The organism is Collinsella vaginalis (assembly GCF_900176655.1).
GTDB lineage: Bacteria > Actinomycetota > Coriobacteriia > Coriobacteriales > Coriobacteriaceae > Collinsella > Collinsella vaginalis.
Genome location: NZ_LT838843.1, coordinates 65529 through 75464, shown reverse-complemented (window position 1 = coordinate 75464; position 9936 = coordinate 65529). Strand labels below are relative to the sequence as shown.

Sequence of the window (9936 nt, the reverse complement as noted above, 5' to 3'; positions counted from 1 at the left end):
GACCGGGTCAAGGATTGTCTGGCGCCGCGGCATCCCCGTCGCCGAGCTCGCCCGGCGTGTGGGCGTCGACGGGAAGCGCCTGTGGCGCGTCCTCAACGGGGAGCGCGCCATGCGCGCCGACGAGTTCGTGCGGCTGTGCGCCGAGCTCGAGGTGGGGCTCGGCAGGTTCCTTCCCGCCCGCGATCACGCGCCGCGGGCAGATCGTGGTCAAAATGGGCAGGGAAAAAGGATTTGCAGTTAGTTCGTCGTCCGCTCTTCGGGTATCCCGAATCGTTTACTCTAGCTCGAATGGCTGTGATTCATACGTGTCGTTTTCGGTTTGCTGCGTTTGAACGTGCTGGGGGTTCGTTAAGGCATGCTTGCTGCAACAACATAATTCGATATTGAAGGAATGTGGCAGTGTCTGAGCCGGTCAGCTTTTCTCGCCCGCTTTTCACAGACGATCCTGCCTGAACCGCTGGGGGGAACAGCCCTTGTACCTGTGAAACGCCTCGGTGAACGCTCCCGCCTTGCTGTAACCGACTTCCCTGCCGACCTCGGCGATGGGCAGCGCCGTTTCAGTGAGCAGCCTTTCGGCTTCCCTCATCCTCTCCCTCGCCACGTAGGACGCCGGAGGAAGGCCTGTCGCCTTCTTGAAGAGCCGTTTCATCTTCGTCTGTCCCATATACAGTTCGGACGCGAGCCGCGTGCACGACAAATCGCCGCCAAGGTTCCGAGCGATATACGCGCACGCCCAGTCGACTGCCGCAAGGTCCTCGTCGGTCATTCTGGGCCTGCCGCCATTCGGCTGGGCTGCGCACTCCATCACGAGGGCGATAGATTCGGAGATAACTCCTTCGTAAAACAGATCCGCCGCGATCCCCCCGCCTTGATACGTACGCGCCTTGCGAAGCAAGTCGACAAGCCCCGGAAGGTCGCGCCGTCCGTCTACGCTCGCAAACGCCTTGCGGACGTCCTCTATTTCGCCGAAGCGACTCTGCAGATAATCCCGATAATAATCTGGCGAGATGGTGATCGACGACGCCACGGCAACGGAACCTTCCGAGAACCGCGCTTCGTACTCCTCGTTTTCCCCGCCGAGATACACCGTGATGGCGCCCGGGGCGAGCGGAGCCCCTCGACGCTGCGCGACGCCCGAAACCTCGTCATAGCAGCCCAAGCACAGGTGCTCGGTGCATCGATAGCGTATGGTCCACTCCCTTGCGAAGCTCATCCTGAACGCGTTCACAGCGAAGAGGTTGTCCCGAAAGTACGCCCAGTACTCCCCGGACCCCATGTCGCTTTCGAGAACCCTCAAAGTGCCAGCAGGACCGTAGTTGCCGACATCGCGGGAAGGCACGAGGTGCCATTTCTTGAACGCCTCTTCGTAAAGGTCGCGTTCTATGCTTTTCATCTGACCCTCTTTCGCCTCGTTTCAATGCGGCGTTCCCCGATTCGTCCCTTTCATTCCGTATCGGGTCCCGCTTTTGCTTTCGCGAAGACTGGAACTCTGCCTATTCGTCCATTATAGCCAAGAGTTAGAAATGTCTAACTAGACAGGAAACATAAGGAGAAATCGGATGACGCAAGGCGCTCCAACCCCGAAAAGCAACAGGTGGACCACGCGCGACGTGCTGACGTTCGTCGTGTTCAACCTGATCATCATGGCGGTGACCATCGTGGCGAAGATGATTGAGGACATGGTCCTGGCGCCCCAGAACACGTTTTTCGTGGGGTCGTGGCTATTTCCGCTGCTTGCCACGCCGTTCTACGTGGTGATGGCGGACCGCATCGGCAAGCGAGGCGTGCTGGCGGGCTCGACGCTGGTATTCGGGCTGCTCTACACGTTCATGGGAGGGCTCTACTGCGCTCCCGTCGCCGTCGTGGGCGCCCTTATCGGAGAGCTCGTCATGTGGGGGAAGGATTCCTACCACGACATAAAGCGCGTCGTAGGTGGCTACATCGTGTACTGGATGACGTTCGGCTTCTACGGGATTATACCGTATCTGCTGTTCAGGGACGCCTATATGGAGCAGTTGGGAACCTACTACGACGCGGCTGACGTGGCGGCTATGGTGGCCCAGTACACCGAGCTGCCGTGGATCCTGCTCATGATGGCGATGTTCGCTACGGGCACGATCGTCGGAGGGCTCATCGGGTCGAAGTTCCTGAAGAAGCACGTGCGCAAGGCGAAGATCGCCTAACCATGGAAAAGTGCGACATCAAAACTGGGGTGTTCGGCCTCGACCCGCGCACGCACCTGTTATCGTTTCTCGTTGTCGGCATCGCCGCGATGCTGGTGACCGGCCTTTTGGAGACGGCGCTTCTGCAGCTGCTCGCCGCGGCGTACCTCGCGGCGAACGGGAGGGCGCGCCTTTCGCTCAAGATGTGCGCGAGCTTCACCGTTGTGTGCGGGCTGAGCTTCCTCCCGCTCTCCGGACTGTACGGGGCGCTGTTCGTGAGTTTCCTTCACATGATCCCGCCGTTCACGGCGGGCTGCGCGCTATTCACGCTGTCACCCTCGGCGATCATGTGCGCGCTCGACCGTTGGAGGCTGCCCCAGCGGGTTCTCGTGGGCGTGTGCATGGTGTTCAGGTTCGCCTCCGTCCTCTCGTTCGAAGCTCGCTCCATCGTGCGCGGCATCCGAATGCGGGGCATCTTCCCTCGCGCGTTCGACATCGTCCGTCACCCGGGGTTGGCGTACGAATGCGTCTACACGCCGCTCGTCATGCGCTCGCTCAGGCTTTCGAGTGAGCTTGCCGCCTCCGCCGAGCTGCGCGGCATCGAAATCGGCCGGGGACGGACTTCGGTCTACCACGTGGGCTTCACCTGGAGGGATGCAGTGTGCTCGACCGTTGTCGCGGTCATATGCGCGGGAATCTACGGAACGGGGGTGATTTTGTGACAGGCGAATTCGAATCATCCAATGCGCTCAAGGAAAGCCCGTATGCGGCAAGCCTGCGGAGGGCAGCCCTCGCGTTTTGCGACGTCTCGTTTCGCTATGTGGATGAGGCAGAACAAGAGGATTCGGCATCTGCTGACGATGCGGGAGGAAGCAGGGTCGAGGACGTGTCCTTCGAGGTGCGCACCGGCTCCTGCACAGTTCTGTGCGGAAGGTCGGGCGACGGCAAGTCGACCGTGTTGCGATTAGCAGATGGGTTGGCAGGGACGTTCTTCCCTGGAGTGCGTATGGGTTCCGTTCTGGTGGGCGGCACGGAGGTCCTTTCGCTTTCCGCTCGCGGGAGGACCGAGGCCATGGGTGTGGTCATGCAGGATCCCCGCAGCCAGTTCTTCATGGGGACGGTCGGCGACGAGATCGCCTTCTCGCTGGAAAACCTCGGGGTCGACCCTGCTGTGACCGTTGAACATGTGCATGAGGCGGCACGGCTGTGCGGGGTTGAAGGTTTACTTGCTGAGAAGCTTACCGAACTGTCCAGCGGTCAGAAACAACGCGTCGCAATCGCAGCCGCTATTGCGTGTCGCCCGTCGTTTCTCGCGCTCGATGAGCCGACCTCCAACTTGGACGCGGAGGGCGTAGACGCGCTCGTGAGCGTCCTTGTCCAGCTCAAGCAGCGCGGCGTGGCGATTCTGGTGTCGGAGCATAGGCTCCACAAGCTTCTGCCCGTCGCCGACGAATTCCTTTGTATGAGAAATGGCAAGGTCGCGGCGCGGTGGAGCACGAAAGAATTCGCTGCGCTTCCAGACAAGGAAGCTGATGCATTCGGGTTGCGTCATCCCGATATCACCATCGCGCGCGGTTCGAATACACGACCAGCGGAATCACTTGATTCCCGCTGCGGTTCCACCTCATGGCATATGGAGGACGTGACGTATCTCTACCGCTCGACAGGCCGTGGCATTCGAGGCGTGACGGCGGAGTTCCCCTGCGGTGCTGTGACGGTGGTATGCGGGGGGAACGGTTCGGGCAAGACAACGCTTGCGAAGGTTCTCGTCGGGGCGTCCCGCCCGCAGAAAGGTCTGATAACCAGGGACGGCAAAGCGCTCTCACCGCGGGAGCGGAGGCACCTGAGCTATTTCGTGATGCAGGACGCCGACTATCAACTGTATGCGGGGAGCGTCGCCGACGAGGTAGTGCTTGGCCGACGCGTTGATGATGTTTTGAAGGCGCGCGCCTGGGAGGCGCTTGATGCCTTCGACCTGAAAGACCTTGCCGACAGGCACCCCGCCAGCCTATCGGGCGGGCAGAAGCAGCGCGTGACACTTGCCGCAGCGTACTGCTCGGACGCCGAGCTCGTGGTGCTCGACGAGCCAACGAGCGGACTGGATGGGCGCAGCATGCGGGAGGTGGCTTTGTGGTGCCGTAGGCTTGCGGCGGAAGGAAAGGCAGTGGTGATTATCGCCCACGATGAAATGCTAGCGTGGCTGGCGGGCGACCGGAGGGTTGAGCTGGCAGCGCATGACGAAGGGAGAAAAGGAGTATGAGTCACGTGACTCCGCTTGACCGCATCGCGCGTCCGAGCGCGTTTTCGAAGCTGTTCTACTTCATGCGGCCCGATAAAACGCGCATGGTGCTCTCGCTTGTCCTCGCTTGCTTGGGCGAGGCGGCGGGTATGGTCCCGTACGTGGTCGTCGCCTTGCTGGCTTCCGGTCTCATCGAAGGCACGCTCATGCTTGAAATGGTAGCTCTGTTCTCGCTCGCTGCAGCAGGAGGGCAGATCCTCAAGTTCGTGCTCACGTGGCGATCGTCGATGATCAGCCATGGTATCGCCTTCAAGGCTTTGCGCACCATGCGCGAGCAGATGGCCGAGAAGATGTCGCGCGTGCCCATGGGTGTCATCGTCGACACGCCCACGGGCACGTTCAAGAACCGCTTTGTGGACAACGTGAATCAGCTGGAGGACGCCATCGCGCACTTCATGCCGGAGCTTCCGAGCAACGTGTTTGCGCCCATCCTCGCCATGACCATCGTGTTCGCCATCGACTGGCGCATGGGGCTTGCCGGCATCGCCACGATCCCCTTGGGCGTGCTCTTCTACCTGGGCATGATGCGCGATTACAAGCCCAAGATGGCGCGTTACATCAAAAGCGAGCAGGACATGAACTCCACGCTCGTGGAGTATGTCAACGGCATCCAGGTGATCAAGGCGTTCGGGCGCACGGCGTCCTCCTACGGGTCGTTCTCCGATGCCGTGGCGGAATACCACGACTCCACGCTTGCGTGGTTCCGGCAGAGCTGGGTGTGGATGGCGGCGGTGCGCTCGGTCGTGCCCTGCACGTTGCTCGTTTCGCTGCCGCTTGGCGTGTGGCTGCTCTCCGTCGGGCAGATTGCGCTTCCCGCCTTCATGGTGTGCATTGTCATTCCTCTGGGCTTCATCGGCGGCGTTTTGAAGTTTGCCCAGGCGGCAGGCCAGATCTCGCGTATGGATGCCTGCCTGAACGTGGTCTGGGATTTCCTCGGTGAGCCCGAGCTTGCGCGTCCCACGCAACGCGTGGAGCCACAGGGCGAGTCGTTCGCGTTCGAGGAAGTGTCGTTTTCTTACCGTGAGGGCACCGAGGTCCTGCACGACGTGAGCTTTTCCACCGAACCGGGAACGATCACGGCGATCGTCGGGCCGTCGGGCTCGGGCAAATCGACCGTCGCCAAGCTTATGGCGGGGTTCTGGGATGCGAGCGCAGGAAACATCACATTCGGCGGGGTCGACGTGAAGGACATCCCGTTCGAACAGCTCATGGAGCACATCGCGTACGTGGCGCAAGACACGTTCCTGTTCGACCGCTCCATTGCCGACAACATCCGCATGGGCAAGCCCGACGCGACTGACGCCGAGGTGGAGGCGGCGGCGCGTGCCGCAGGTGCCCACGGATTCATCAGCGAGCTTCCGCAGAGCTACGCTACGCCTGCGGGCGAGGCGGGCGATCGACTTTCGGGCGGCGAGCGGCAGCGCATCACCATCGCGCGCGCCATCCTGAAGGACGCATCCGTCGTCATCTTGGACGAGGCGACCGCCTACGCCGACCCCGAGAACGAGGCGCTGATTGAGCGCGCCATCAGCAAGCTGGTTGAGGGCAAGGCGCTCGTCACCATCGCGCACCGGCTCTCGACCATCACGGGCGCCGACCAGATTCTCGTCATGGATGCGGGGCGCATCGTGGGGCGCGGGCGGCACGATGAGCTGCTGCAAAGCTGCCCGCTGTACGCCCGCATGTGGCGCGAGCATCAGGGCGCGGTAGAGGTGCTCACGGACAAAAACGTGGAAGACCGGGCGGCCATCCGCCCCGAGGAGGCGAGGTAGATGTTCGCCATCGTAAAACGCATACTCGACGTGGCGAGAAGCTTCTCGCCTGCGTCCCGACGCAGTCTCATTGTTGGCATGGTATGCAACGTCCTAAAAGCGTTCTTCATGGCCGGGATGCTTGCCGCGGTGTGGTGGGCGCTCGAGAATCGTGACCATATGGGTGCGGATGTGGCGCTGCAGTGCCTAGGCATCCTGCTGGCGAGCGTAGCGGGCCAGTATATCTTTCAGTACCTCGTGGACATCAAGATGGACGCCGAGGGGTTCCACATCTTCCGCGACATGCGCCTGCACGTGGGCGATCGGCTGAAGGGTACTCCCATGGGCTATTTCTCCGAGCAGCGCCTTTCCGCCATCACCACCACGCTCACCACAACGCTGCACCAGCTGGAGGAGTTCATGACCATCTGCCTCACCGGTCTTTCGGGCGGCGTGGCGACGGCGGTCATCATGAGCTTGTATTTCATGCTGTTCGCGCCGCCGGTGGCGTTCATCACGTTCGCGGGCATCGCCATGGGGCTTGTGGTGCTCGAATGGCTGCGCCGCCGCTCCACCGCGGTGACGCGCGAGGTAACCGCCGCCCAAGAGGCCATGACCGACAAGGTGATCGAGTACGCCCGCGGGATGGCGGTGCTGCGCACGTTCGCCACGCCCGACGAGGCGCTTGCCGAGGCGAAGGCGTCTTTCGAGCAGAAGCGCCTGGCCGACTACCGTCAGGAGCAGGCGGCCCAGGGAATTCTCAAGCTCTATGCACTGGTGTTCAATCTGGCGAGCTGCGCGGTGCTGTTCGCGGCGTGCGCCCTGTACCTCACGGGTGGGCTGCCACTCTCGTGGGCGCTCACGCTGCTCGTCGCCGCGTTCATGATCTACGGCGAGCTGATCAGCGCGAACAATAGCGCCTTTCTCACTAAGAAGATAGAGGGCGAGCTCGACCGCGTGGACGAGGTGTGCGCGGTTCCGCGTCAGGACACGACCGACGAGCCTCTTGCGCCGCGAGGTTTCGACCTGGCGATGGACGACGTGTCGTTCGGCTACGACGACCGGCGCGTCATCGACCACGTGACGCTTCGCATCCCCGAGGACACCTCATGCGCCATCGTGGGGCCAAGCGGGTCGGGCAAGACCACGCTGGTGAACCTGCTCGCGCGGTTCTGGGACGTCGATGAAGGATTCGTGAGCGTGGGCGGCGCGGACGTGCGCGGCGGCACGGCGGAGAGCCTACTTTCGCACATATCCCTGGTGTTCCAGAACGTGTACCTGTTCAACGACACGGTGGAGAACAACATACGGTTCGGGCGGCCGGATGCATCGCGCGATGAGGTGGTCGCCGCGGCGAAGCGCGCGCGATGCCACGACTTCATCGAGCGCCTTCCGCAAGGTTACGACACGGTGCTGGAAGAGGGCGGAGCCGACCTGTCGGGCGGCGAGCGGCAGCGCATATCCATCGCGCGCGCCATCATGAAGGACGCGCCCATCGTCATCCTGGATGAGGCGACCAGCTCCGTCGACCCCGAGAATGAGCATCTGCTCATGGAGGCGATCGGCGAGCTCACGCGCGGCAAGACGCTCGTCACCATCGCCCACCGCCTGAACACGGTGCGCAACGCCGGCCAGATCCTCGTCGTGGACGCCGGCCACATCGTGCAGCGCGGCACGCACGACGAGCTCATGCGTGAAGACGGGATCTACCGCCGCTTCATCCGCATGCGCGAAGAGGCGGCCGACTGGAAGCTGGGGGCGTAAACCGATGAACAAACAGCGTTCCACGGAATCCTCGGAGGACTACCTGGAGGCCATCCTGCGCATCCGCTCCGAGCGCGGCTCCTGCCGCAACGTGGACATAGCGTGCCTGCTGGGATACTCCAAGGCGAGCGTCACCAAGGCGCTGGCGGGCCTGTCCGCCGCCGGGCTCGCCGAGGTGGTTGCCCGGGACGTGCGCCTGACCCCCTGTCCCTTCTACNTCCCGCCTCCGTCGTCGCATGGGTGCGCGTGCCGGGCACGACCGTCGACTACCCGATCGTCCAGGGCCGGCGGGAATCGCCCGACTTCTACCTCACGCACGACGCCAGCGGCGAAAGATCCGCGTGGGGCGCTCCCTACATCGACGCCGGGTGCGCGCAGGGCGCCGAGAGCCCGCTCGTCATCGTCTACGGGCACCACATGTCCGACGGCACCATGTTCGCGCCGCTCGCTCAGTACTCTTCGCGCGACTTCGCCGAGGGGCACCGCACCATCCGGGTCATCACCCGCGAGAAGGAGATCGAGCTCGAGGTCTTCGCGGTTGACGTGGTCGACGCGAGCTCAGAGGGCAAGCGGACCGACTTCGCCGACGCGGCGGAGCTCGACGCCTACCTCGGGGACAAATTGTCCCAGTGCGAGGTCGTCCTGGAAGAGCCGGCGGACGTCGTCCAGGCATGGGCCTTCGTGACGTGCAGCTATCAGACGAGCAACTCACGCACCGTCGTTTACGCGAAGGAGGTGGAGGGATGGGATTCGCGCCCTTCGGAATAGGGCTCCTCATGGGGCTCCTCGCGCTTACTGCCTACGCATGCTGCGCAGCCGGCGACGACGACCGGGACTAACCGCCGAAAACCGAAACCGCAACCGAGCAGAACGATCAAGCCTCTCGCTCCGATGGTCGGACGAGGGGCTTGCGCATGGTGGGATAATGAAGAGCACGTGAGACGCATCGTGTGTGCCGTGTTGCATCGGTTGTGCATGAGCGCCTTACGCAAGATTCGTGTACGTCAGGAGATACAGATGGCGCTCAAATTCGATCTCGGGGAAGCTCTGTCCCAAGCCGCCCACGCCGCAGGAGAGATGGCAAAAGGTGCATCGGCAACTGTTGAATCCGCCGCCAAAGGCGTCGCGAATGCAGCCGAGGGCGCGGGGAACGCCATCGTCGATACGGCCGCCTCGGCATCCGAAGCCGTCGGAAGCACCATGTACTCGGCTGCGGAAGGCGTGTCGAACGCCGGCGAGCAGATCGCGTCGTCCGATGCGAGCAAGGCGATCGCAGGGGCTGCGAACGCGGTGGGCGGAATCGCCGTCGGCGCCGCAATGGGCTTGGCCCAGGGAGCATCGTCCCTCGCGTCCGGCGCGGCGTCGACCTTCGAAGGCGGCATCAACGCCATCAAGGAGAACTCGTTCTCCGCGCGCCTCCGCAAGGTGCGCATCAAGGGCTTCCGTGACGGCATCAAGCAGGGCGCCTGCCTTGCGGGCGAGAAACGGCACAACTTCATCTACGCCTACGTGGCAACGCTCTGCTTCCTGATGCGCTGCGACGGCGATTTCTCCCAAGAGGAGCGGGGGTGGCTCGAGGACGGCCTCGACTACCTCAAGCTGGACGGCGGCCTCCCGACGACGTGAAGGCGAAGGTGCAGGCAATCGCGGACGACGAGGACCTGTCCTTCGACCGGGTCAAGGATTGTCTGGCGCCGCGGCATCCCCGTCGCCGAGCTCGCCCGGCGTGTGGGCGTCGACGGGAAGCGCCTGTGGCGCGTCCTCAACGGGGAGCGCGCCATGCGCGCCGACGAGTTCGTGCGGCTGTGCGCCGAGCTCGAGGTGGGGCTCGGCAGGTTCCTTCCCGCCCGCGATCACGCGCCGCGGGCAGATCGTGGTCAAAATGGGCAGGGAAAAAGGATTTGCAGTTAGTTCGTCGTCCGCTCTTCGGGTATCCCGAATCGTTTACTCTAGCTCGAAT

At 63.1% G+C, this 9936-nt stretch carries 10 protein-coding genes and 1 pseudogene; 9 read left to right on the top strand and 2 right to left on the bottom strand.

All coding sequences use genetic code 11. The features are described from left to right. Positions 1 to 241: helix-turn-helix domain-containing protein (locus CAP13_RS10070; RefSeq protein WP_218775289.1), on the top strand; the 241-nt coding region annotated here is incomplete at its 5' end. Positions 242 to 433: 192 nt separating this feature from the next. Here CAP13_RS10070 and CAP13_RS02080 read toward each other — a convergent pair. Then, positions 434 to 1393: a helix-turn-helix domain-containing protein gene (locus tag CAP13_RS02080; RefSeq protein WP_085829999.1), complete on the bottom strand. Its 960-nt coding sequence runs from the start codon at positions 1391 to 1393 to the stop codon at positions 434 to 436. Positions 1394 to 1559: 166 nt separating this feature from the next. Here CAP13_RS02080 and CAP13_RS02075 point away from each other — a divergent pair, with 166 nt between their 5' ends. The 8 genes and pseudogenes from CAP13_RS02075 (at position 1560) to CAP13_RS02040 (ending at position 9602) form a co-directional block, all read left to right on the top strand. Continuing rightward, entirely contained in the window at positions 1560 to 2183 is a 624-nt protein-coding gene (locus tag CAP13_RS02075) for an MptD family putative ECF transporter S component (RefSeq protein ID WP_085830005.1), read from the top strand. 2 nt (positions 2184 to 2185) lie between these two features. After that, on the top strand, positions 2186 to 2884 hold the full coding sequence (locus CAP13_RS02070) for an energy-coupling factor transporter transmembrane component T family protein (protein ID WP_085830004.1): 699 nt from the start codon (positions 2186 to 2188) through the stop codon (positions 2882 to 2884). Then, on the top strand, positions 2881 to 4422 hold the full coding sequence (locus CAP13_RS02065) for an ABC transporter ATP-binding protein (RefSeq protein WP_245798863.1): 1542 nt from the start codon (positions 2881 to 2883) through the stop codon (positions 4420 to 4422). Before CAP13_RS02070 ends, CAP13_RS02065 begins: the two co-directional genes overlap by 4 nt. Next, positions 4419 to 6233, top strand: coding sequence for an ABC transporter ATP-binding protein (locus CAP13_RS02060; protein ID WP_085830002.1), 1815 nt, complete (start codon positions 4419 to 4421; stop codon positions 6231 to 6233). The genes CAP13_RS02065 and CAP13_RS02060 overlap by 4 nt, the downstream gene beginning before the upstream one ends. Further along, complete coding sequence (locus tag CAP13_RS02055) at positions 6234 to 7976, top strand: ABC transporter ATP-binding protein (protein WP_085830001.1); 1743 nt, start codon at positions 6234 to 6236, stop codon at positions 7974 to 7976. Between the two features lie 4 nt (positions 7977 to 7980). Then, positions 7981 to 8145, top strand: a pseudogene (locus CAP13_RS02050) (metal-dependent transcriptional regulator); the annotation flags it as partial. A 77-nt stretch (positions 8146 to 8222) separates the two neighbouring features. Next, on the top strand, positions 8223 to 8744 hold the full coding sequence (locus tag CAP13_RS02045; protein ID WP_245798862.1) for a class B sortase: 522 nt from the start codon (positions 8223 to 8225) through the stop codon (positions 8742 to 8744). Between the two features lie 249 nt (positions 8745 to 8993). Then, positions 8994 to 9602: a hypothetical protein gene (locus tag CAP13_RS02040; RefSeq protein WP_085830000.1), complete on the top strand. Its 609-nt coding sequence runs from the start codon at positions 8994 to 8996 to the stop codon at positions 9600 to 9602. 51 nt (positions 9603 to 9653) lie between these two features. Here the strand turns inward: CAP13_RS02040 and CAP13_RS09815 are convergent, their stop codons facing one another. Further along, entirely contained in the window at positions 9654 to 9857 is a 204-nt protein-coding gene (locus CAP13_RS09815; RefSeq protein ID WP_179184888.1) for a hypothetical protein, read from the bottom strand. Positions 9858 to 9936: the final 79 nt, after the last annotated feature.